Annotated in this window: 22 protein-coding genes; 15 read left to right on the forward strand and 7 right to left on the reverse strand. The window is 61.7% G+C overall.

The window, feature by feature from the left end:
- Window positions 1-15 precede the first annotated feature (15 nt).
- Complete coding sequence (gene desA / locus KW062_RS01705; protein ID WP_105755918.1) at window positions 16-1,197, reverse strand: delta-9 fatty acid desaturase DesA; 1,182 nt, start codon at window positions 1,195-1,197, stop codon at window positions 16-18.
- 146 nt (window positions 1,198-1,343) lie between these two features.
- On the opposite strand from desA, the gene dibA reads away from it, so the two are divergent.
- The 6 genes from dibA to KW062_RS01735 all read left to right on the forward strand — a co-directional run bounded on the left by dibA (window position 1,344) and on the right by KW062_RS01735 (window position 7,546).
- Window positions 1,344-3,263 carry a phosphodiesterase DibA gene (dibA, locus tag KW062_RS01710; RefSeq protein WP_105755917.1) on the forward strand — a complete coding sequence of 640 codons (1,920 nt, stop codon included), beginning with the start codon at window positions 1,344-1,346 and terminating at the stop codon, window positions 3,261-3,263.
- 173 nt (window positions 3,264-3,436) lie between these two features.
- Window positions 3,437-3,622 (forward strand): sulfur starvation response protein OscA, encoded by a 186-nt coding sequence (gene oscA / locus KW062_RS01715; protein WP_027617220.1) that lies wholly within the window; start codon window positions 3,437-3,439, stop codon window positions 3,620-3,622.
- Window positions 3,623-3,696: 74 nt separating this feature from the next.
- Entirely contained in the window at window positions 3,697-4,710 is a 1,014-nt protein-coding gene (locus KW062_RS01720) for a sulfate ABC transporter substrate-binding protein (protein ID WP_027617221.1), read from the forward strand.
- Window positions 4,711-4,848: 138 nt separating this feature from the next.
- A complete protein-coding gene (gene cysT / locus KW062_RS01725) occupies window positions 4,849-5,667 on the forward strand; it encodes a sulfate ABC transporter permease subunit CysT (protein WP_105755916.1) in 819 nt (272 codons plus the stop codon).
- Between the two features lie 13 nt (window positions 5,668-5,680).
- Window positions 5,681-6,553, forward strand: a complete 873-nt coding sequence (gene cysW, locus KW062_RS01730) for a sulfate ABC transporter permease subunit CysW (RefSeq protein WP_027617223.1) — start codon at window positions 5,681-5,683, stop codon at window positions 6,551-6,553.
- 3 nt (window positions 6,554-6,556) lie between these two features.
- Window positions 6,557-7,546, forward strand: a complete 990-nt coding sequence (locus KW062_RS01735; RefSeq protein WP_027617224.1) for a sulfate/molybdate ABC transporter ATP-binding protein — start codon at window positions 6,557-6,559, stop codon at window positions 7,544-7,546.
- A gap of 45 nt (window positions 7,547-7,591) precedes the next feature.
- On the opposite strand, the gene KW062_RS01740 is transcribed toward KW062_RS01735, so the two are convergent.
- The gene (locus tag KW062_RS01740; RefSeq protein WP_027617225.1) at window positions 7,592-8,116 is read right to left on the reverse strand and encodes an Mpo1 family 2-hydroxy fatty acid dioxygenase; all 525 of its coding nucleotides are present in this window, start codon (window positions 8,114-8,116) and stop codon (window positions 7,592-7,594) included.
- Between the two features lie 86 nt (window positions 8,117-8,202).
- Here KW062_RS01740 and KW062_RS01745 point away from each other — a divergent pair, with 86 nt between their 5' ends.
- A complete protein-coding gene (locus tag KW062_RS01745) occupies window positions 8,203-8,883 on the forward strand; it encodes a Crp/Fnr family transcriptional regulator (RefSeq protein WP_105755915.1) in 681 nt (226 codons plus the stop codon).
- Window positions 8,884-8,887: 4 nt separating this feature from the next.
- Here KW062_RS01745 and KW062_RS01750 read toward each other — a convergent pair whose 3' ends face one another.
- Window positions 8,888-9,892, reverse strand: a complete 1,005-nt coding sequence (locus KW062_RS01750; protein WP_027617227.1) for an AraC family transcriptional regulator — start codon at window positions 9,890-9,892, stop codon at window positions 8,888-8,890.
- 100 nt (window positions 9,893-9,992) lie between these two features.
- Between KW062_RS01750 and KW062_RS01755 the strand changes: the two genes are divergently transcribed.
- Complete coding sequence (locus tag KW062_RS01755; protein ID WP_105755914.1) at window positions 9,993-11,066, forward strand: fatty acid desaturase; 1,074 nt, start codon at window positions 9,993-9,995, stop codon at window positions 11,064-11,066.
- On the opposite strand, the gene KW062_RS01760 is transcribed toward KW062_RS01755, so the two are convergent.
- The 4 genes from KW062_RS01760 to KW062_RS01775 form a co-directional block, all read right to left on the reverse strand.
- Window positions 11,014-11,967, reverse strand: a complete 954-nt coding sequence (locus KW062_RS01760) for a LysR family transcriptional regulator (protein WP_105755913.1) — start codon at window positions 11,965-11,967, stop codon at window positions 11,014-11,016. The two genes, KW062_RS01755 and KW062_RS01760, sit on opposite strands and share 53 nt — an antisense overlap.
- A gap of 251 nt (window positions 11,968-12,218) precedes the next feature.
- Window positions 12,219-12,602, reverse strand: a complete 384-nt coding sequence (locus KW062_RS01765; RefSeq protein WP_218424819.1) for a DUF6124 family protein — start codon at window positions 12,600-12,602, stop codon at window positions 12,219-12,221.
- A gap of 376 nt (window positions 12,603-12,978) precedes the next feature.
- Window positions 12,979-14,238: a CynX/NimT family MFS transporter gene (locus tag KW062_RS01770; protein WP_105754121.1), complete on the reverse strand. Its 1,260-nt coding sequence runs from the start codon at window positions 14,236-14,238 to the stop codon at window positions 12,979-12,981.
- 16 nt (window positions 14,239-14,254) lie between these two features.
- Window positions 14,255-14,917, reverse strand: a complete 663-nt coding sequence (locus KW062_RS01775) for an ankyrin repeat domain-containing protein (RefSeq protein WP_027617229.1) — start codon at window positions 14,915-14,917, stop codon at window positions 14,255-14,257.
- Between the two features lie 108 nt (window positions 14,918-15,025).
- Between KW062_RS01775 and KW062_RS01780 the strand changes: the two genes are divergently transcribed.
- The 7 genes from KW062_RS01780 (at window position 15,026) to KW062_RS01810 (ending at window position 20,888) form a co-directional block, all read left to right on the forward strand.
- A complete protein-coding gene (locus KW062_RS01780) occupies window positions 15,026-15,892 on the forward strand; it encodes a LysR substrate-binding domain-containing protein (protein WP_027617230.1) in 867 nt (288 codons plus the stop codon).
- Between the two features lie 333 nt (window positions 15,893-16,225).
- A complete protein-coding gene (locus KW062_RS01785; RefSeq protein WP_105754120.1) occupies window positions 16,226-17,032 on the forward strand; it encodes an energy transducer TonB in 807 nt (268 codons plus the stop codon).
- 45 nt (window positions 17,033-17,077) lie between these two features.
- Complete coding sequence (locus KW062_RS01790) at window positions 17,078-17,800, forward strand: MotA/TolQ/ExbB proton channel family protein (protein ID WP_027617232.1); 723 nt, start codon at window positions 17,078-17,080, stop codon at window positions 17,798-17,800.
- Window position 17,801: 1 nt separating this feature from the next.
- Window positions 17,802-18,203, forward strand: a complete 402-nt coding sequence (locus KW062_RS01795; RefSeq protein WP_027617233.1) for an ExbD/TolR family protein — start codon at window positions 17,802-17,804, stop codon at window positions 18,201-18,203.
- 177 nt (window positions 18,204-18,380) lie between these two features.
- Window positions 18,381-18,962 carry an alpha/beta hydrolase gene (locus KW062_RS01800; RefSeq protein ID WP_027617234.1) on the forward strand — a complete coding sequence of 194 codons (582 nt, stop codon included), beginning with the start codon at window positions 18,381-18,383 and terminating at the stop codon, window positions 18,960-18,962.
- Between the two features lie 57 nt (window positions 18,963-19,019).
- Window positions 19,020-19,952, forward strand: a complete 933-nt coding sequence (locus KW062_RS01805) for a sigma 54-interacting transcriptional regulator (RefSeq protein WP_027617235.1) — start codon at window positions 19,020-19,022, stop codon at window positions 19,950-19,952.
- Between the two features lie 153 nt (window positions 19,953-20,105).
- Complete coding sequence (locus tag KW062_RS01810) at window positions 20,106-20,888, forward strand: MetQ/NlpA family ABC transporter substrate-binding protein (protein ID WP_027617236.1); 783 nt, start codon at window positions 20,106-20,108, stop codon at window positions 20,886-20,888.
- The last annotated feature ends 22 nt before the right edge of the window (window positions 20,889-20,910 follow it).

Here is a 20,910-nt window from a genome sequence, read left to right on the forward strand (position 1 = left end):
CACTCCCGCCGAGTTTCAGGCCGCTGGACGCAGCGAGTAGGTTTTCAGTTGGTGGGCGAAGTCGCGCAGCGATTGAATGCCGCTGGCTTCGGCTTCATGAACCCAGTCCTTGATCGCAGCCAGCATGTCGTGGCCGTTGGAGCTGGTCTTGACCCAGATCTGCTGCAGCGCCAGGCGCTTCTCGTAGATCACCTTCAAGGCCTGGCTGTGCTCGAGCATGGTCTGGATGCGCAGGTGATGGCGGTCTTCCAGCAGGCTGGTCTCACGCGACAGCAGGCGTTTGGCGCGGTGGAATTGGTGGCGCACCGAATGGTCGACCTTTTCCAGCTCCTGCTTGACCAGCGGGCCAATCACCAGCTTGCGGTACTGGGCCATGATCTGGAAGCGGTTGTTGAGGATCGCCATGGCGGTGTCCATGTCCAGGCTGCCCTTGCCTTCGACGCGGTGGGCGATAGGCGCCACCCGTTGCACCTTGGCCAGGCGCAGGAAGCTGAACACCTGGATCCAGGCCCAGCCCATGTCGAACTCCCACTTCTTCACCGACAGCTTGGCCGAGTTGGGGTAGGTGTGGTGGTTGTTGTGCAGCTCTTCACCACCGATCAGGATGCCCCACGGCACCAGGTTGGTCGCCGCATCGCGGCACTCGAAGTTGCGATAGCCCACGGCGTGCCCCAGGCCATTGATCACGCCGGCCGCCCAGACCGGGATCCACATCATCTGGATCGCCCAGATGGTGATGCCGATGGTGCCGAACAGCAGCAGGTCGATGACCCCCATGATCGCCACACCCAGCAGCGGGTAACGGCTGTACAGCTTGCGTTCGATCCAGTCTTCGGGGCAGTTCTTGCCGTAGATGCGCAGCGTCTCGGCGTTTTCCGCCTCGGCGCGGTACAGCTCGGCGCCTTTGCGCAGCACTGTCGACAGGCCCTTGATTACCGGACTGTGCGGATCATCGACGGTTTCGCACTTGGCGTGGTGCTTGCGGTGGATCGCCGTCCACTCGCGGGTGTTCTGCGCGGTGGTCAGCCACAGCCAGAACCGGAAGAAGTGTTTGAGGCCGGCGTTCAGCTCAAGGGAGCGGTGCGCCGAGTAGCGATGCAGGTAGACCGTGACGCCGACGATGGTGATGTGAGTCATGACCAGAGTGACCGCCACCAGTTGCCAGGCTGACAAGCCGAGTAAACCTTCGTACCACATAGGCTGTTGGGCCCTCGATAAAGAAAAAAATAGCTCGCGCATTATCACTCAGGACACAGATAAAACCAGTCGGGCTTTCAGATAAGAGAGGAGTGGTGGCTCTTTGCTCTATAATTCTGAGCTTTCGTAGGGACATGGACGACCGAATGTCGGCATCTTATCGCGCAGCCTTCCGTGCGGCGCTGCTTTACCTGGTGGTTTCCTGCGTGTGGCTGGGTGTCACTGGTTGTTTATTGAGCAGAATATTCGATGGTTCAGCGGATTTGCCGCGTTGGCAGCTGATCAACGGTTATGTCTGGGTCGGCCTCAGTGCCGGCTTGATTCTGCTGGCCCTGGCCGGGCGCTGGAACGTACTGGGACTCAAGGATGCCCAGCGTTTTCACCAGGAAGATCGCGCGCGTCTGCGTCAGGCGCAGGCGGTGTTCGATTGCACCCACGAAGGGGTGCTGGTCACTGATCGCCAGCGCAAGATTGTCCACGTCAATCGTGCGTTCATGGCCATCACCGGCTACTTGCCAGACGAAGTACTGGGGCATACACCGAGCCTGTTCAAGTCCGGTCACCACTCTCCGGATTTTTATAAGCAGATGTTTCAGGCCTTGGGCCGGAACGGAGAATGGAGCGGCGAAATCTGGAATCGGCGCAAAAGCGGCGAGATTTTCCCGCAATGGCAAACCATCCGGGTCATTCGCGATGACTGCGGCCAGCTCAGTCATTACGTGGCGGTGTTCTCCGACATCAGTGCGATCAAGGATTCCGAACACGAGATCAAGCGCCTGGCGCACCATGATCCGCTGACCGATCTGCCCAACCGCCTGTTGTTCCGCGACCGCGTCGAGCAGGCACTGGCGTCGGCGCAGGTGCACAAGCGCGGCTGTGCGTTGCTGATGATCGATCTCGACCAATTCAAGATGATCAACGACAGCCTGGGGCACAACGTCGGCGACCGCCTGCTCAAGGCCGTGGCATCGCGCTTGCGCGAGCTGTTCGGACCGGGCGTCACCCTGGCGCGGCTCGGCGGTGACGAGTTTGCCGTGCTGGTCGAGGACTGTGGGCAGTTGGTGCAGGCGGCGGGCCATGCGCAACGCATCCTCGACAGCCTGAAAGACGCCTTCGTGATCGACGGCGGCCAATTGTTCATCAATGCCAGCGTCGGCATCAGCCTGTTTCCCAGTGACGCCTTGAGTGCCGATCAATTGCTGCGCAATGCCGATTCGGCGCTGTTCAAGGTCAAGAGCTCCGGGCGCAACGACTACGCGCTGTACACCGAAGAGCTGACGGCGCATGCCCAGCACCGGGTGGAGATTGCCTTCGAGCTGCGCCGCGCCCTTGAACAGCAGGAGCTGCGGGTCTATTACCAGCCGGTGCACGATCTACAGTTCAGCCGGTTGGTGGGCGTCGAAGCGCTGGTGCGTTGGCAGCACCCGCAACGGGGGCTGGTGCCGCCGGGTGAGTTCATCCCGATTGCCGAGCGCACCGGGCTGATTGCCGAGATCGACGCCTGGGTGATGCAGCAGGCGTGTCAGCAAATGTGCGCCTGGCAGCAGGCCGGGGTGGTGCTGTCGTTCGTCGCGGTGAATGTCTCGACCCGCTTGTTTGCTGGCCGTGAGTTGTACGAACGCGTTGCCCAAGTCCTGCACGACACCGGTCTGGACCCCGCATTCCTCGAGCTCGAGGTGACTGAAAGCGCGGTGATGCTCGATCCGGAGGTGGCGCTGGAGCAGATGCACCGCTTGCGTGAGTTGGGCGTGCGCCTGGCCATCGACGATTTCGGCACGGGCTATTCGTCACTGCTGCGGCTCAAGCGCCTGCCGGTGCAGAAGCTGAAGATCGACCAGGGTTTTGTCGCCGGTCTGCCGGCAGACGACGATGACGCGGCGATCGTGCGGGTAATCATCGCCCTGGCGCAGAGCATGGGCATGCAGGTGCACGCCGAGGGCATCGAACATCAGGATCAGGCGGGCTTTTTGCTCGAACACCGCTGCGACCTCGGGCAGGGCTACTGGTTTGGTCGGCCGATGCCGGCGAGCGAGCTGGACTGGTCGCGGGCCCCGGCGATTCGCTAGGCCATTCAAGGGGCTACGGCGCGGCCCCTTTCCGTGTACATCACATCCAGTCATTCGGTTATATAAACATTCTTAAATAGTATTTTTAAGAATATCTATGGCTCTCTACTATTGCTCCTACGCCGCAAGCAGTGCCGCCACTGCCAGGCACTTCCCCTTTCAGGAGCAGCACCATGAGCGCATCTCTACGTAGCGTTGACGGACATGACGAAGCCACCATTCTGCGCGAAATCCAGAGCGCCCTGCGCGATCTGCGTTTTGGCGCGGTAGAGATCACCGTGCACAACGCCCAAGTGGTGCAGATCGAGCGCAAGGAAAAATTCCGCCTGCAGAGCCCGGCCGGCAACAAGCCGAGCTGAGTCTGCCCGGCACCGGCAACCCGTTTCCAGAAAACCATAAGAACAGCCCACACAAAAATTTCAGGAGCTTCACCATGTCGTCGATTCGCCGTTACGCTTTGGCCGCTCTGGCCAGTGCCATTTTTGCCGGTTCCGCGGTTGCCAAGGATTACGAGTTGCTGAACGTGTCGTACGACCCGACCCGTGAGCTGTATCAGGAATACAACGCCGAATTCATCAACTACTGGAAGAAAGAACACGCTGGCGACAACGTGAAGATCCAGCAGTCCCATGGTGGCTCTGGCAAGCAAGGCCGGGCGGTGATCGATGGCCTGCGTGCCGACGTGGTGACCTTGGCCCTGGCCGGTGACATCGACGAAATCGCCAAGTTGGGCAAGACCCTGCCCGCCGACTGGCAGAAGCGTCTGCCCGATGCCAGCACCCCTTACACCTCGACCATCGTGTTCCTGGTGCGCAAGGGCAACCCCAAGGGCATCAAGGACTGGGGCGACCTGACCAAGAACGGCGTGGAAGTGATCACCCCGAACCCGAAAACCTCGGGCGGTGCGCGCTGGAACTTCCTCGCGGCCTGGGCCTATGGCCTGAAAGCCAACGGTGGCGATGAAGCCAAGGCCAAGGAATACGTGCAGACCCTGTTCAAGCATGTGCCTGTGCTGGACACCGGCGCACGCGGCTCGACCATCACCTTCGTCAACAACGGTCAGGGTGACGTGTTGCTGGCCTGGGAAAACGAAGCCTTCCTGGCACTCAAGGAAGATGGCGGCGCGGACAAGTTCGACATCGTCGTGCCGTCGCTGTCGATCCTTGCCGAGCCGCCGGTGGCCGTGGTCGACAAGAACGCCGAGAAAAAGGGCAACGAGCAGATCGCCGAAGCCTATCTCAAGCACCTGTACAGCCCGGCCGGGCAGGAGATCGCGGCGAAAAACTTCTACCGTCCACGTGACAAGGAAGTGGCCGCCAAATACGCCAAGCAGTTCCCGAGCCTGGACCTGGTGACCATCGACAAGGACTTCGGCGGCTGGAAATCCGCGCAGCCAAAATTCTTCAATGATGGCGGAGTGTTCGACCAGATCTATCAGGCGCAGTAATCTGACGACCGCCTTACCTGTAGGAGCGAGCCTGCTCGCGATGACGGACGATCAGCCAACCCCTTTGTTGTCTGAGTCACCGCCTTCGCGAGCAGGCTCGCTCCTACAGTTGTAACCAGCCATTGACCAAGGACTTTTATGTCGCGTCGTATCTCCCCCGTCATACCCGGCTTCGGGCTGACGCTGGGCTACACCTTGGTGTACCTCAGCCTGATCGTACTCATACCCCTGGCGGCGATGTTCGTGCATGCCGCGCAACTGACCTGGGAGCAGTTCTGGGCCATCATCACCGCCCCCCGAGTGCTGGCGGCGTTGAAGTTGAGCTTCGGCACCGCGCTGTGCGCAGCCGTGATCAACGGCATCATCGGTACGCTGCTGGCCTGGGTGCTGGTGCGCTACACCTTCCCAGGGCGCAAAATCATCGACGCGATGATCGACCTGCCGTTCGCCTTGCCGACGGCGGTCGCCGGTATCGCCTTGACCGCGCTCTACGCACCTAATGGTTTGGTCGGTCAGTTTGCCGCGGACCTCGGTTTCAAGATTGCCTATACCCCCCTGGGTATCACCCTTGCCCTGACGTTTGTGACCCTTCCGTTCGTGGTACGTACGGTACAACCGGTGTTGGCCGATATCCCCAAGGAAATCGAAGAAGCCGCCGCGTGCCTGGGTGCCAAACCCCTGCAAGTGTTCCGCTACATCCTGCTGCCGGCGCTGCTGCCAGCCTGGCTGACCGGCTTCGCCCTAGCGTTCGCGCGCGGTGTCGGTGAGTACGGTTCGGTGATCTTCATCGCCGGCAACATGCCGATGAAAACCGAAATTTTGCCGTTGCTGATCATGGTCAAGCTCGACCAATACGATTACACCGGTGCCACTTCCATTGGCGTGTTGATGCTGGTGGTTTCCTTTGTCCTGTTGCTGCTGATCAACCTGTTGCAGCGGCGCATCGAAACCCCATAAGGAGGCGCGAACCATGTCCCAATCGTCTATTAGCGCCGCATCCTCGGCCAACGCCGCCCGCCGTGGCAGCCCCGGCGCCCGGCGCGTCCTGATTGTCCTGGGCTGGCTGATCTTTGCCCTGTTCCTGCTGTTGCCGTTGTTTATCGTGGTGTCCCAGGGCCTGAAACTGGGCCTGGGGGCTTTCTTCGCCGCGATCTTCGAACCGGACGCCCTGTCCGCGCTGAAGCTGACGGTAATCGCCGTGCTGATCTCGGTGCCGTTGAACCTGGTGTTCGGCGTCAGCGCCGCCTGGTGCGTGAGCAAGTACTCGTTCCGTGGCAAAAGCATGCTGGTGACCCTGATCGACTTGCCGTTCTCGGTGTCGCCGGTGATCGCCGGTCTGGTCTATGTGCTGATGTTCGGCGCCCAGGGCTTCTTCGGCCCGTGGCTGTCGGATCACGACATCCAGATTGTCTTCGCCTTGCCGGGCATCGTTCTCGCGACAATCTTCGTTACCGTGCCGTTCGTGGCCCGTGAGCTGATCCCGCTGATGCAAGAGCAGGGCACTCAGGAAGAGGAAGCCGCACGCCTGCTGGGCGCCAACGGCTGGCAGATGTTCTGGCATGTGACCGTGCCGAACATTAAATGGGGTCTGATCTACGGCGTGGTGCTCTGTACAGCGCGGGCGATGGGTGAATTTGGCGCGGTGTCGGTGGTGTCCGGGCATATTCGCGGGGTGACCAACACCTTGCCGTTGCACGTCGAGATCCTCTACAACGAGTACAACCACGTCGCCGCCTTTGCCGTCGCGAGCCTGTTGCTGATCCTGGCGCTCTTCATCCTGCTGCTCAAGCAGTGGAGCGAAAACCGTATTAACCGCCTGCGCGCCAGCGCCGCGGAGGAATAATTCATGTCGATCGAAGTGCGTAACGTCAGCAAGAATTTCAATGCGTTCAAGGCGCTGGACAACATCAGCCTGGACATTCAAAGCGGTGAGTTGGTGGCTTTGCTCGGCCCGTCCGGCTGCGGCAAGACCACTCTTTTGCGGATCATTGCCGGCCTGGAAACCCCGGATCAAGGCAACATCGTGTTCCACGGTGAAGACGTCTCCGGCCACGACGTGCGTGATCGCAACGTCGGTTTCGTGTTCCAGCACTACGCGCTGTTTCGCCACATGACGGTGTTCGACAACGTCGCGTTCGGCCTGCGCATGAAGCCGAAGAACCAGCGTCCAAACGAAAGCCAGATTGCCGCCAAGGTCCACGAATTGCTGAACATGGTGCAACTGGACTGGTTGTCGGATCGCTACCCGGAACAGTTGTCCGGCGGTCAGCGCCAGCGTATCGCCCTGGCCCGCGCTCTGGCGGTGGAACCCAAGGTGCTGCTGCTCGACGAGCCATTCGGTGCCCTCGACGCCAAGGTCCGTAAAGAACTGCGCCGCTGGTTGGCGCGCCTGCATGAGGACATCAACCTGACCTCGGTGTTCGTGACTCACGACCAGGAGGAGGCGATGGAAGTCGCTGATCGCATCGTGGTGATGAACAAGGGCGTGATCGAACAGATCGGCTCACCAGGCCAGGTCTACGAGAATCCGGCCAGCGATTTTGTCTACCACTTCCTCGGCGACTCGAACCGTTTGCACCTGGGCGAGGACAATCATGTGTTGTTCCGTCCCCATGAAGTGTCGCTGTCGCGCCATGAACTGGAAGATCACCACGCAGCGCAAGTGCGCGACATCCGTCCGTTGGGCGCGACCACTCGGGTGACCCTCAAAGTCGAAGGGCAGAGCGAGTTGATCGAGGCGGAAGTGGTCAAGGACCACGACAGCCTGACCGGCTTGGCCAAGGGCGAGACGTTGTTCTTCAAGCCGAAGGTTTGGCAGAAAGTCGCGAACATCTAGGTTCACTCGTCAAAAAAATGTGGGAGCGGTCCTTAGGGGGGCGGTTCACGCTGCCACATTTTTCTTGCTCACCCGCACCGGCCCCGAGCGCTGTTCGATCTGCTGCTTGAGCTCCTGGCGCATCCCCAGCAGAAACGCCAACTCCGCTACCACAAACAACGGCCCGACGATCAACCCCGACACGTCATCGACAAACGCCGGCTTCTTGCCTTCGTAGTAGTGCCCGACAAACTGGATCACCCAGCCCACCACAAACATCCCGATCCCGCTGCTGAGCCACACCATCGTGCTCTGCGCCGCCAGCGCGTGTCCGGCCCAAACCGACAGCCCCATCAGCACCGTCATCAGCACCCCCAGCGCCAGCTCAAGGCGCAGGTAGAACCACGCCGAAAACAACGCCACGATGACTGCCGGTGAAATCCAGAGGCTGCCCACGACCCATTCGGGGCGCGACAGCAGCACGGCCACCGCCACCACAATCAACGGAATCCCGATAAAGTGACTGGCGATGTTGCGCGGGTCACGGTGGTAGGCAGCGTATTGACTGAGATGGTCAACGAGGCTTTTCATTGTTATTTCCTCCTGTAGGGATGTCGATCATGCCCTGCGGTCCGTCGGCGCTCTGTCAGCCAGACGACAATCAGCTTGGAGAGTGCATGCAAATCCCGGTCTGGCGTTCGCGCCTGATGCAAGGCCAGTGGTTCAGCCACCTGGCGCCTGAGTTACAGGATAGTCTGCTGGCCCTGGCCCGTGTGCGACGGCTGACGCCGGGGCAGCGCCTGTTCGGCCGGGGCGACGCGCCCTGTGGTTTGTACGCGGTGCTCGAGGGGGCGGTGCGAATCGGCGCGGTGAGCGAGCAGGGCAAGGAAGCGCTGTTGAGTCTGATCGAGCCGGCACAGTGGTTCGGCGAGATTTGCCTGTTCGACGGCCAGCCACGAACCCACGACGCCTACGCTGTGGGGCCTTGCACCCTGCTGCAGATTCCCCAGGCGGCGCTGCTCGCCTTCCTCGACGAACACCCTCGTTACTGGCGCCAGCTGGCGTTATTGATGAGCCATAAATTGCGCCTGACCTTCATCAATATCGAGCAGTTGACCCTGCTGCCAGCACCAGCCCGCGTCGCCCAGCGCTTGCTGATGATCGCCGACGGCTACGGTGAAATCGAACCGGCGCGCCGGGTATTGCAGTTGCCCCAGGAGCAGTTGGCGCTGCTGTTGTCGTTGTCACGGCAGACCACCAATCAGATCCTCAAGGATTTGGAAAGCCAGGGGCTGCTGCGGATTGGATACGGCACGATCGAGATTCTCGATGCCGCAGGCCTGCGGAACATGGTTTGAAGGATTACCCCAACCCATCCCGAAACTGCCCCGGCGTCATGCCCGTCCAGCGTTTGAAAGCGCGGCTGAAGCTGCTGGTGTCGGCGAACCCCAGCAGGTAGCTGATCTCGCTGAGTGAACACTGCGGGTCGCGCAGATGCAGCAGGGCGAGGTTTTCGCGGCTTTCGTTGAGCAAGGTGTCGAAGCGACAACCCTCGTCCGCCAGGTGGCGTTGCAGGCTGCGCAAGCTCAGGTGCAGGGTATGGGCGATGCGTTCGGCGCTGGGCTCGCCTTCGGGCAATTGCTCCTCGATGGCATCGCGGACCTTGCGTTCCCAGGTCAGCGGCTTGAGTTGCGCCAGGGTGCGTTTGAGCACGGTTTCGTTGTGCTCGGCCAACTCCGGGTTGGCGTCGTCCAGGTGGCTGTCGAAGTCATCAAGAGAGAATTCCAGGCGGTCTTGCGCGGCGGCGAAATGCACCGGGGCGCGGAATACCTTGTGCCAGGGGTGCGGATCCGCCGGTTGCGGGCGGCGCAGGTACACGGCCAGCGGCGCGTATTCACGACCCAGGCGATTGCGGCAGGTGCGCACGTAGATCGCAGCGAAAGCATCGATGGCTTCCGGTGCCGGTGCCGGGCTGTTCTCGGGAACGCTGAGGGTGAAGCAGTAGCGGTCCTCGTCACGGCTCAGGTGCAACTCCAGGGCGTCGCTGACCACCTGGTGATAGCGCACGATGCGCTCGAACACTTCGCGCAGACTGCCGCTGGCCACCAACGCATAGCCCAGTGCGTGAAAGGTGGTGGGGCTGACGAAGCGCGAGACCCGCAGGCCGATCGCCGGGTCGCCGCTGACCTGCACCGCCAATTCCCACAGGCGAGTGGTGGCTGATAGCGGGTAGCGGGCATTCGGATCGTCCATCAGTTGCGGGTCGAGTCCGGCCTGCAGGCACAGGGCGCCGCTGTCCAGGCCCAGGGCATCGAGTTGTTTGCGCAGTGCGCGCGTCCAGCTGGCGAGGGAGGTGGGTTCAATCATGATGATTGGCGCTTCCGGTCAACAGGTTGGCGTCCACAGCTAGCGCCCGGGGCGACCGCGCAAGGCAGCATGCGAACCTCAATAACCAGAGGATGGAAGCATGCACGGTACTTCTGCAAGTCCCGATCGCCTGAATGCCCAGCAACGTTCGGCGCATATTCGTGAAGTGGTGCTGGCCAAGGGTGTCGAATTGCGTGAGCGCTATCCGTTGCTCAAGCATCAGGATGCGTTGGGAGCGGGCATCCTGGCGTTCGCCCTGGCCGGGATGGTCGGCTCGGCGGTGTTGTACATCAACGGTCACCTGGTGTGGTGGGCGTGCCTGCTGCTCAATGCTTTTCTGGCGTCGTTGACCCATGAGCTGGAGCACGACCTGATCCACAGCATGTATTTCCGCAAACAGCGCGTGCCCCACAACCTGATGCTCGGGCTGGTCTGGCTGGCGCGGCCGAGCACCATCAATCCGTGGATCCGCCGCCACTTGCACCTCAATCACCACAAGGTGTCGGGTACCGAGGCCGACATGGAGGAGCGCGCCATCACCAATGGCGAACCCTGGGGTGTCGTGCGTCTGTTGATGGTCGGCGATAACCTGATGGCGGCGTTGATTCGCCTGTTGCGGGCGCCCACCTGGGCGCATAAGTGGAGCATCCTGCGCCGGGTGCTCAAGGTCTATGCACCGCTGGCGTTGCTGCATTGGGGCGCGTGGTACGTGTTTCTCGGCTTTCACGCCATCACCGCCGTGGCTTATCTGGCGGGCACTTCCGTGCCGTGGTCGGACTCCACGCTGGCGGTCATGCAGGTGATTGATATCGCGGCGGTGGTGATCATTGGACCGAATGTCTTGCGCACCTTTTGCCTGCACTTTGTCAGCTCCAACATGCACTACTACGGCGACGTCGAACCGGGCAACGTATTGCAGCAGACCCAGGTGCTCAACCCCTGGTGGCTGTGGCCGCTGCAGGCGTTCTGCTTCAACTTCGGCAGCAGCCACGGTATCCATCATTTCGTGGTCAAGGAGCCGTTTTATATCCGCCAGTTGACCGTGCCGGTGGCGCACAAGGTGATGCGCGAGATGGGGGTGCGCTTCAATGACTTCGGCACCTTTGGCCGGGCCAACCGCTTCACGCGCAAGGCTGCGCCGCAGGCAGAGGTCGCGCCGGGGTTGCGGGTGTGAGCGCGGGCTGCGGTGGCTGATCCAGCATCTGCAGAATGTCGATCAGGGCCCGTGCGGCGGGGGACAGTCGATACCCGGTGCGGGTGACAATCCCGCAGCGGGTGCTCAAGCTCTCGAGGTGCGGCGGCAGGTTGCGCCACTGCAGCAGGGCCACGCTGTCGTCGGTGATCTCCTCGGCACTGGCGACGCCGATGGCGTTGGACTGCAGCACGATTTTCAGCAGCGCGGGCACGTGCTCGGTCTCGATGCTCGGCGAAAAATCGCTGCGGCCACTGAGGTTGGCCAGTGATTTGCGAATGCCCGCCGGCAACTGCGTGGTCGCCAGCGGATAGACGAACATGTCATTGGTCGACAGACTTTCCTTGGCCAGCAGTGGGTGCCCCGGTCGGCAGAAGAACACGCTGCGTCTTGGGGTCAGCGCACGGGTCTGGAAATTCGGATCGGCCTCGAAATGACGGATGTCGGCGATAAAAAATTCGATCTCTTCGCGGCTCAGGGCGCGGCTCAGTCGCTGGCCGTTATCCACCTGAAAACAACTGCGCAGCTTCGGGTGTGAGTTGACCAGGCGCGCCACCGCGTCCGGCACCAGCCTGGCGGCCGCCGCCGGGTCGCAACCGAAGCGTACTTCACCGGCATCGAGCTTGGTCATCTGCGTCACCTGGGTGCTGAGCAAGGCAGCACCCTGGACCAGGCTCAAGGCATGCTGCAACACCACCTGGCCCTCGGGTGTGGGGCGCAAATCCTTGTGCCCGCGATCCACCAGCACGCAACCGAACTCCTGCTCCAGCCCCTGGATGCTACGGCTGAAAGCCGGCTGCGTGATGCCCATGGCGTCGGCGGCACGGACGAAGCTGCGGTGCTCGTTGAGGGCGATGAAATAGCGCAGCTGGCGGAGGTCCATGGTTTTTGCGGCGTCCTGGAAAGGGCTTGGTGGTGAGGGATGCCTGAGGTTTTAAAGGGGATTTGATATGCCGTCAATTGATCAGTTTTTATGTTGTTAGATGATATTGGAATATGCACGCCCTCCCTGGAGCGAGCCTGCTCGCGATGCTCGTCAACGATGACGCGCGGCAGCCTGAATCCACGCGGCGTCCTCAGGTTCTTCGCGGGCAAGCCCGCTCCAGGGTTTGGGGTCGGTCAACAGAGCGTGGATCATTCGCCCAAATGCATAGCCCTGGGCTGATCAATCCGCTCCAGTGTCTGCTCCACCAACAGAGCGCCTAGCGAAACCATCTGCTGGATCGCCAGCGCCACATGGCGCTGTTTGCCTTCCAGCTCGAAGGCCAGATCAGTGCTCATGACATCGACCGCCGCCAGGGTTTGCGAGGCGTGGATCAGCAGGGTTTCGGTGTCCTGATTGGGGATCACGCTAAAGACATGCGAGGCGGGTTTTTCTGGTGGTTCGGAAGGTCGGGAGGCCGGGCCGAAGTAGTGGTTCAGCGCGCGTTCGGCGGCGTCGTGGAGGGTGCGGGTGTCGGGGCTGGCGTAGGGGGAAAAGGTGTGGGGTGGCGGGGGATTTTGAGTGATTTTGTGCATGGTAAAGCTCCTTGATTGGCGGAGCTGCCACACATCGCCGCGACGCGATGGAGGGTGGCAGCTGTACGCAGGTTCGCGGACCGGGAATCAAGGAACCCGGCATACCCGAAGGTATCCCGCGCACAGCTGCCATAACGCAAAGCAGTAGACGATAAAAAAGCGCCAACTCAAAGCGAATGATGGCGCTGTGCGCCTTGATTGATCCGGGCCGCGACGCCCGATCGCTGAATGGGCAGCGACCGTCGAAGCCTAAAGAGACCGCTTCCGAGCGACAACCTGAAAGCCTTGTCAGATATTTCCCGCAGGGTTTGTGGTGACCGCAGATCCCGAGATCAGCCACATCCCATCGTAGGAGCGAGCCTGCTCGCGATGCTCGTCAACGATGACGCGCGGCAGCCTGAATCCACGCGGCGTCCTCAGGTTCTTCGCGGGCAAGCCCGCTCCTACAGGGGGTGTTGTCAGTACTGGCCTTGCGCTGGTAACTCGCCGGACTGAACACCCGCGTCAGCACCAGCATTGCCAGCACCGTGACAATCAATACCCACCAGGCGCTGGTGAAGCTGCCGGTGAGTTCGCGCAGCCAGCCGCTCAGCCACGGCGAGATGGCGTTGATCAGAAACCCTACGCCTTGCACAAAGGCCGCCAGTTGCCCGGCTTGCCGTGGGTCGCGGCGGTGGTCGAGGGTCAGCAGCAGGCTCAGGGCAAAGCAGGCGCCAAGGCCGAAACCGATCAGTGCTACCCAGACATGCGGTGCATCCAGCGGCCACAGCACCAGGCCCGAAAAACCCAGGGCCTGGGCGACGAGGCTGATAGTCAGCAACGGACGCCGGTCAATACGCCGTTGCGCCAGGGCTGGCATCAGTAGGGCGGCGCTGACCTGGAAAATGGTCATGAACGCCAGCAGCGAGCCGCTCTGTGTAGCGCTCCAGCCCAGTTGCAGGTAATAGGCCGGCAGCCAGGCGACCATGCTCATGTAGCCGCAGTTGATCAGGCCGAAATACAGCGCCAGCATCCACGCTCGCCGCTGCCGCCACAGCGCTTCGTCGGACGTGGCGACGCTGGCGTTGTGTGCGCCGCTCGCCGGTACACACAGCCACAGCATCAGGGCCGCCAACGCCGGCAACAACCAGACGCCGAGCCCAGCCTGCCAATGACTGAAATGGCTCGCCAGGTGCGGGCTGAGCAAGGCCGCGAAGCCGCCACCGCCCATCAGCGACGCCGAGTACACGCCCATCGCCAGGGCCACGCGGCCGGCGAAGCGGCGCTTGATCAGGGCTGGCACCAGCGCCTGGATCAAGGCCACGCCGACACCGCCCAGCAGGGCCGTGGCGAGCAGGGTCGCGGCCTGGTCGAGCAGCAGGCGCAGCAGGCAGGCGAGGGCGATCAACAGCAGGCCGAGGGCAATCCCGCGACGTTCACCCAGGCGCGCTTCCAGGCGAATGCCCAGCAGGGCGACCAGGCCCATGCAGATCACCGGCAGGCTGGTCAGCCAGGCACTGCTTTGAAAGGTCATGCCGGTGGCGCCGCGGATCTCGTTGAGCAAGGGACTGACTGAGCTGAGGATCGGCCGCAGGTTCACACCCAGTGCGATCAATAACAGCCAGCCCGCGAAGGACTGCAGGCGCGATGAGGTCATGGAAAATCCTGGGAGGTCACGAGGCGCCAGCGTCGCGCAGCAGTTTGGCGATGGCTTGTTGGCCGCGTTGTTCGGCGTGACGCAACGGGCTGACGCCAGCGTTGTCCGGCAGATTCAGGTCGGCCCCGGCGGCGATCAGTTGGGCGACGATCTGCTGGTGCGCCGGGCCGCCGTCGGCCAGCACGATCGCTTCCAGCAGGCAGGTCCAGCCCAGGCGGTTGACGTGATTCAGGTCGACACCGGCGGCAATCAGCAGGCGCACGGTTTCGACGTGGCCACGCTCGCACGCCGGGATTAGCGCCGTGCCGCCGTAGCGATTGGTGCTTTTCAGGTCGGCGCCGTGGCTCAGGGTCAGACTGAGGATCTGGTTGTAACCGCTGGCGCCGGCCAGCAGGTAGGGGCTGTCCTGAATCAGGTTTTTCTGATTGACGTCGGCCCCGGCCTCGATCAGCGCCCGGGCGATTTCGACCTGATTGTCGGCGGTGGCCAACAGGAGTGGGCTGCTGCCATCCAGACCCCTAACATTCACCTCGGCGCCTTGCTGGATCAGGCTTTGCACCTGCTGCAGTTGCCCTTCGCGTACTGCTTTGAGCAATGCATCGTTATTGGCCATGACCTCTCCCACCATAAACAGCCCAGCGCACAGGAGGCTGTATTTAAGCTTTTTGCGCAGGGTCATCGACAGACTCCCGAGACGACAGATTGGCCGCCAGTATGGTGAGGCCCTGTTGTATTCTGAAATTAAATATAACCATGCCAATCAGTGGCAAGCGTAATGGTGGCGCCCATGTTCGATCCGGTATTGCTGCGCAGTTTTGTTGCCGTGGCCGACAGCGAAAACTTCACCCGCGCCGCCGAGCGCCTGCACCTGACCCAATCCACCGTCAGTCAGCAGGTGCGCCGGCTTGAAGAGAGCCTCGGCTGCAAGCTGCTCGATCGTGATCAACGCCGCGTGGTCGCTACTGCGGAAGGCGAGCGCCTGCTGGCGTATGCCCGGCGCATTCTGGCCTTGCATGACGAAGCGGCGGACGTGTTGATTCATCAGCAAAGCGAAGGGGTGTTGCGCCTGGCGGTGCCGGAGGACTTCGCCGCCGAGCGTCTGATGCCGTTGCTCTCGGCTTTTGGCGTGGAGTATCCCGGGGTGCGCCTGGAGGTCACCAGCGGCCTGGGGCCGGAGTTGCGCCGCTTGTACCAGCGCGGTGAGTTCGATCTGTTGCTGGTCAAGCAGATGGGCCACAACGATGAGTGCCTGGCCTCTTGGCCGGAGCCCCTGTGTTGGGTCGACAGTGTCGAGAACCCGGCATTCGGTCGCGAGCCGTTGCCCCTGGTGGCGTTTCCGGTGGGCGGGCTGTATCGCCACGAAATGCTCCATCACCTGGAGGTCGGTGGCTGGCGCTGGCGCATTGCGTATTCCAGCGCGAGCCTGGCCAGTGTTTGCTCGGCGGTGACTGCCGGGTTGGGCATCAGCCTGTTACCGGTGCGCGTGGTGACGGCTGGACATCGGGTGCTCGAGGCCAGCAGCGGCTTGCCGGATATCCAGGGCGTGCGGCTGGCGCTGTATGCGCGCAGTGGCTTGAGCCGGGCGGGTAAGGCGCTGGAAGAGCAGTTGCTGGCGTTGGGTCGTAGGAGCGAGCTTGCTCGCGAGAAACGTTAACGATGACGCGTTGTACCTGAAAGTCCGCAGCGCCCTCAAAATCTTCGCGAGCAGGCTCGCTCCCACAGGGAAGGTGGGTTTTCCATGCCTTGCGTGAATATTTTTGATGCCTGCAAAGCATCGACTTTCGCTCCCTTCGCTGCAGCCCTTGATCGGCGCGGTTCTGCGTCATTCCGCAAAGTTACATATTCCTTTCTGATCTATACGAAGCCTTAAAAATTACTTTAAGGGATAAGCCATCCACGCCAATCATTCACCCCCTGACACCAGCGCGGGGGGCTGTACAAGCGTGGGTGGCGGGTTATTCGCAAAGAGACCTTAGGGAGTCATTCAATGGGCAACGTCCAGACCGCCGCCAGCGCACATGAGGTGTCGTGGCGCCAGGCACCGAGTGCCGAGCTGGTCGATCTAGGTCGACCGTACCGCACGCCGCTGGGCCAATTGCGCCTGCAGCAGACGCCGAAAAGCAGTCTGCGTCGGCGTGAGGCGATTGCGCTCGCGGTGCTGGCAGTGCTGGTGCATGGCGCGGTGATTTACTGGGTCAATCAACAACCGACCCCGGCGCTGCCGATTGTCCCGCCGGAAATTCCGCCGATGACCATCGAGTTCTCGCGTCCGGCACCGCCGGTGGTCGAGCCGCCGCCACCTGCACCTGCGCCGCCCGTGGTTGAGCCACCGCCACCGCCACCGGTGGTCGATGAACTGGCCACCAAGCCGGCGCCAAAGCCCAAGCCCAAACCGGTGGTGAAACCGACGCCCAAACCTGCGCCCAAGGCGGTTCAACAACCGCCTGCACCCGCGCAACCGGCAGCGCCTGTGGCGGCTCCGGCCCCCCCTGCACCGTCGGCGCCCGCGCCTGTGACGCCGGCCTCGGCCAACGCCGCTTACCTGAAAAATCCGGCGCCGGAATACCCGTCGCTGGCTCAGCGCCGCGGTTGGGAAGGCACGGTGCTGTTAAGGGTGCATGTGTTGGCCAGCGGCAAGCCGGGTGAGATCCAGATTCAGAAAAGCAGTGGCCGCCAGCAACTCGACGACGCGGCTTTAAGCGCGGTGAAGCGCTGGAGTTTCGTCCCGGCCAAACAGGGCGACGTGGCCCAGGACGGCTGGGTCAGCGTGCCCATCGATTTCAAGATTCATTGAACAGCAACCTATTCGCGCTAAACGTTTACACAGAGGGAACACATCATGACGTTACTGGCATCTCCACTCGAATCCATCGAAAGCGCGGTGATCTGGCTGCTGGTGGTTTTTTCCGTCGCCACCTGGGGCCTGGCGTTGCTCAAGGGCGTGCAGTTCGCTCGCCTCAAGGCGCAGGATCGCAAATTCCATAAGCAGTTCTGGGCCGCCTCCAGCCTCGACGCGGCGGCCGAGCTGAGCGAGACCCAGCCCGGTGCTGCAGCCCGAGTGGCGCAGGCCGGTTACGCAGCGATCCAGGTCGGCGACGCACCGGCGGCCGATCTGAGCCAGGCGATCAACCATCAAGATCGCCTGGAGCGCGCCTTGCGCCAGCAAATTGTGCGGGAGCGGCGTTCACTGGAAACCGGTTTGGCGGTGGTCGCGAGCATTGGCAGCACGTCGCCGTTCATTGGTTTGTTCGGCACCGTGTGGGGAATCATGGAAGCCTTGAAAGGCATCAGCGCCGCCGGCTCGGCGAGTCTGGAAACCGTGGCCGGGCCGATCGGCGCGGCACTGGTGGCGACCGGCGTGGGGATCGCGGTCGCTGTCCCGGCAGTGCTGGTTTACAACTATTTCCTGCGGCGCCTGAAGCTGACCGCCGCCGATCTCGATGACTTTGCCCACGACTTTTACAGCCTGGCGCAGAAGAGTGCGTTCCGCGTGCTGCTGCACCCCGCCGCACAGAAACCGGCGGTGCAGGGCGGCGCGCTGAAAGTGAAGGAGGCGTCCTGATATGGCCTTCTCCACCCAAGACAGCGATGAGGTGCTGAGCGAGATCAACGTCACGCCCCTAGTGGACGTAATGCTGGTGCTGCTGGTGGTGTTCATCGTCACTGCACCGCTGTTGACCAATGCCATTCCGATCAACTTGCCGAAGACCGAGGCGGTCGCCCCGGTGGAGCAGAAAGACCCGTTGGTGGTGAGCATCGACGGCGCTGGCAAGCTGTTCATCAACAAGGATGAAATCGCCCCTGACCTGCTGGAGTTCAACCTGCAGGCCGCCAAGGCCAAGGACCCGGAGGTGCGTGTGCAACTGCAGGCCGACGACGGTGTGAATTACGGCGAAGTGGCGCGGGCAATGGCTTCGATCGAGCGAGCGGGCATCACCAAGTTGTCGGTGATCACCGCACGGTAATTAAATTTTGCTTTTCAAGGGCCGTCTCCTTGGCAGGGTGCGGCCCTTTTTTTATGCAAAAAGGAAAATGGTTTTATATTCCTTATGAGTATTAATAAATAGCTTCTTATTCCTTAACGAATATATGACTCGTCCCTATACTGGATCAGGAACAGACACGCACAGGAGAGCTTCCCCATGCGCAACGAATCCATTCGCTATCTGATTGTGCCGGGCTGGCAGGGATCGCCAGAAGATCATTGGCAGAGCCACTGGCAGAACAGTTTGCCGAATAGCGCACGGGTCGAGCAGGCCGACTGGCTGACGCCGCGCCGTGAAGATTGGGTAGCGGCCCTGGCCGAGGCGATTGCCGCTGACAGCACGCCGGTGATCCTGATCGCCCACAGCCTGGGTTGCATCACGGTGGCGCATTGGGCGGCCACTGCACCGCTGCAGATGCTGCGCCAGGTGCGCGGTGCCTTGTTGGTGGCGCCGGCCGATGTCGAGCGTCCGGCGTGCGCCCCGGCGTTGCGCAACTTCGCGCCGATCCCCACGCAGTTGTTGCCATTCCCGAGTCAGGTGGTGGGCTCCGACAACGATGCTGCCGTCAGCGCCCCGCGTGCGCTGGAACTGGCACGCCACTGGGGCGCCGAGGCCGGCATCCTGGCCGGTGCCGGGCACATCAATGTGAAGTCGGGGCACCAGCGTTGGGAGCAGGGCTTTGCCTACCTGTATCGCCTGCAAAACCGCATGGAACATCACCAGCTGCGACGCGCCTGATTGTCCTTTTTCATTTAAACGCCCCCGTCCGCCGGCGGTTTTGGGCGGGAGCCTGCCATGAGTTTGCATGAATCTTTCGGTCAGCCGTTGCTGACCTTTCCCGACGCTGAAAAAAGCCCGTTGAGCATTCGCGCCAAGGCGCTGGTGTTCGTCGACCCGCGCTCGCGCACCTTGCGTCATGAACTTGAACAACTGGCCCCGCGCTCGACCAGTGTGCTGATTCGCGGAGAAACCGGCAGCGGCAAAGAGCTGCTGGCGCGGCATATCCATCGGGCCAGTGATCGCGGCGGGCTGTTCGTCTCGGTCAATTGCGGCGCAATCAGTCCGACTTACGCCGACGCCGAACTGTTCGGCTATGCCGCCGGCAGTTTCAATGGCTCAGCCAGCAGTCGCGCCGGCTGGTTCGGCTCGGCCAACGGCGGGACGCTGTACCTGGACGAAATTGGCGATTTGCCGTTGCCGATCCAGATCAAATTGCTCGCTGCCCTGGAAAACCACGAGGTCACCCGGGTCGGCGCCCAACATCCAAGCCCGGTGGATGTGCGTCTGGTAGCGGCAACCAGCATCGACCTGGCCCAGGCAGTGGCGGCCGGGAAGTTTCTTGAGCGGCTGTATCGCTACCTCAGCGAAGGCCAGTTGCAACTGCCGGCGCTGCGCGAGCGCCCGGGTGACATTTTGTCCCTGGCTGAATATTTCCTGGGGATCTACAGCCAGCGGCTGGGCTTGCCAGTACCGCTGATCAGCGAAACCGCGCAGCTGGCGCTGGAGCGCCACAGCTGGCCGGGCAACACCCGGGAGCTGGAAAACGTCATTCACTTTGCGTTGCTGGTCAGCACGGGCGACGAGATTCTGCCGGAGCACCTGAACCTGCCGCCGCTGTTGTCACCGGTGCAGCAGGTGGAGGCGCAGGTCCAACGTATTGTCCAATCGGGTTCAGCGGCGGAACGTGAAGCGCTGAAGCGGGTACTCACGCAGACCGGACTGCTGTAACGGTTCTGTATGAGCAAAATGGAATATGAAAGTGAATAAAAGATATTGTTCAGGAATAAAAAACCTCGGTATCTTCCGCTTCACGCCAGCGATAGCACTTCACTGGCAACCCACTTTTACGCCGTTGTCGACAACGACAATTAAGGACACTGCATGAAAAAGGTTCTGTTGTTTACCGCATTGGCGGCTGCCCTGACGGCTGGTTTGGCCCAGGCCGGAGAGAAACTGGTGGTCGCTGCGACGCCGGTGCCGCATGCCGAGATTCTTGAACTGATCAAGCCGACCCTCGCCAAAGAAGGCGTGGATCTGGAAATCAAAGTCTTCACCGACTACGTGCAACCGAACGTACAGGTCGACCAGAAGCGTCTGGATGCCAACTACTTCCAGACCCTGCCGTACCTGAAAAGCTTCAACGAAGGCAAAGGCACAAACCTGGTGACCGTGATCGGCGTGCACGTCGAACCTTTCGGCGGCTACTCGAAGAAAGTCAAAAGCCTGGCAGAGCTGAAAGACGGCGCCACCATCGCCATCCCCAACGAAGGCAGCAACAGCGGCCGTGCCCTGATCCTGCTGCAGAAAGCCGGCCTGATCGAGCTCAAGGATCCGAAAAACGCCCTGGCCACGCCAAAGGACATTGCCAAGAACCCGCATAACTTCAAGTTCAAGGAACTGGAATCGGCCATGCTCCCGCGTGTGCTGGATCAGGTCGACCTGGACATGATCAACACCAACTACGCGCTGGAAGCCGGTCTGAACCCGGCGAAGGACGCTCTGGTCATCGAAGGCGCGGATTCGCCTTATGTGAACTTCCTGGTGGCTCGTCCAGACAACAAGGACAGCGTCGCCATCCAGAAACTGGCCAAAGCCCTGACCAGCCCTGAGGTGAAGGAATTCATCGCCAAGAAGTACAGCGGCGCGGTATTGCCTGCGTTCTGATAACGCTCTAAACCCCTTCAAG

The organism is Pseudomonas fluorescens, from assembly GCF_019212185.1.
Taxonomy (GTDB): domain Bacteria; phylum Pseudomonadota; class Gammaproteobacteria; order Pseudomonadales; family Pseudomonadaceae; genus Aquipseudomonas.

Bases quoted from the DNA above. Each gene is read 5' to 3' on its own strand.
- KW062_RS01810 (WP_027617236.1), top strand. From the start codon at position 20,106: ATGAAAAAGGTTCTGTTGTTTACCGCATTGGCGGCTGCCCTGACGGCT.
- KW062_RS01720 (WP_027617221.1), top strand. From the start codon at position 3,697: ATGTCGTCGATTCGCCGTTACGCTTTGGCCGCTCTGGCCAGTGCCATT.
- cysT (WP_105755916.1), top strand. From the start codon at position 4,849: ATGTCGCGTCGTATCTCCCCCGTCATACCCGGCTTCGGGCTGACGCTG.
- KW062_RS01770 (WP_105754121.1), bottom strand. From the start codon at position 14,238: ATGACCTCATCGCGCCTGCAGTCCTTCGCGGGCTGGCTGTTATTGATC.
- KW062_RS01775 (WP_027617229.1), bottom strand. From the start codon at position 14,917: ATGACCCTGCGCAAAAAGCTTAAATACAGCCTCCTGTGCGCTGGGCTG.
- KW062_RS01735 (WP_027617224.1), top strand. From the start codon at position 6,557: ATGTCGATCGAAGTGCGTAACGTCAGCAAGAATTTCAATGCGTTCAAG.
- KW062_RS01785 (WP_105754120.1), top strand. From the start codon at position 16,226: ATGGGCAACGTCCAGACCGCCGCCAGCGCACATGAGGTGTCGTGGCGC.
- KW062_RS01790 (WP_027617232.1), top strand. From the start codon at position 17,078: ATGACGTTACTGGCATCTCCACTCGAATCCATCGAAAGCGCGGTGATC.
- KW062_RS01800 (WP_027617234.1), top strand. From the start codon at position 18,381: ATGCGCAACGAATCCATTCGCTATCTGATTGTGCCGGGCTGGCAGGGA.
- desA (WP_105755918.1), bottom strand. From the start codon at position 1,197: ATGTGGTACGAAGGTTTACTCGGCTTGTCAGCCTGGCAACTGGTGGCG.
- KW062_RS01780 (WP_027617230.1), top strand. From the start codon at position 15,026: ATGTTCGATCCGGTATTGCTGCGCAGTTTTGTTGCCGTGGCCGACAGC.
- KW062_RS01750 (WP_027617227.1), bottom strand. From the start codon at position 9,892: ATGATTGAACCCACCTCCCTCGCCAGCTGGACGCGCGCACTGCGCAAA.
- KW062_RS01795 (WP_027617233.1), top strand. From the start codon at position 17,802: ATGGCCTTCTCCACCCAAGACAGCGATGAGGTGCTGAGCGAGATCAAC.
- KW062_RS01805 (WP_027617235.1), top strand. From the start codon at position 19,020: ATGAGTTTGCATGAATCTTTCGGTCAGCCGTTGCTGACCTTTCCCGAC.
- oscA (WP_027617220.1), top strand. From the start codon at position 3,437: ATGAGCGCATCTCTACGTAGCGTTGACGGACATGACGAAGCCACCATT.
- KW062_RS01740 (WP_027617225.1), bottom strand. From the start codon at position 8,116: ATGAAAAGCCTCGTTGACCATCTCAGTCAATACGCTGCCTACCACCGT.
- dibA (WP_105755917.1), top strand. From the start codon at position 1,344: ATGTCGGCATCTTATCGCGCAGCCTTCCGTGCGGCGCTGCTTTACCTG.
- KW062_RS01760 (WP_105755913.1), bottom strand. From the start codon at position 11,967: ATGGACCTCCGCCAGCTGCGCTATTTCATCGCCCTCAACGAGCACCGC.
- cysW (WP_027617223.1), top strand. From the start codon at position 5,681: ATGTCCCAATCGTCTATTAGCGCCGCATCCTCGGCCAACGCCGCCCGC.
- KW062_RS01745 (WP_105755915.1), top strand. From the start codon at position 8,203: ATGCAAATCCCGGTCTGGCGTTCGCGCCTGATGCAAGGCCAGTGGTTC.
- KW062_RS01765 (WP_218424819.1), bottom strand. From the start codon at position 12,602: ATGCACAAAATCACTCAAAATCCCCCGCCACCCCACACCTTTTCCCCC.
- KW062_RS01755 (WP_105755914.1), top strand. From the start codon at position 9,993: ATGCACGGTACTTCTGCAAGTCCCGATCGCCTGAATGCCCAGCAACGT.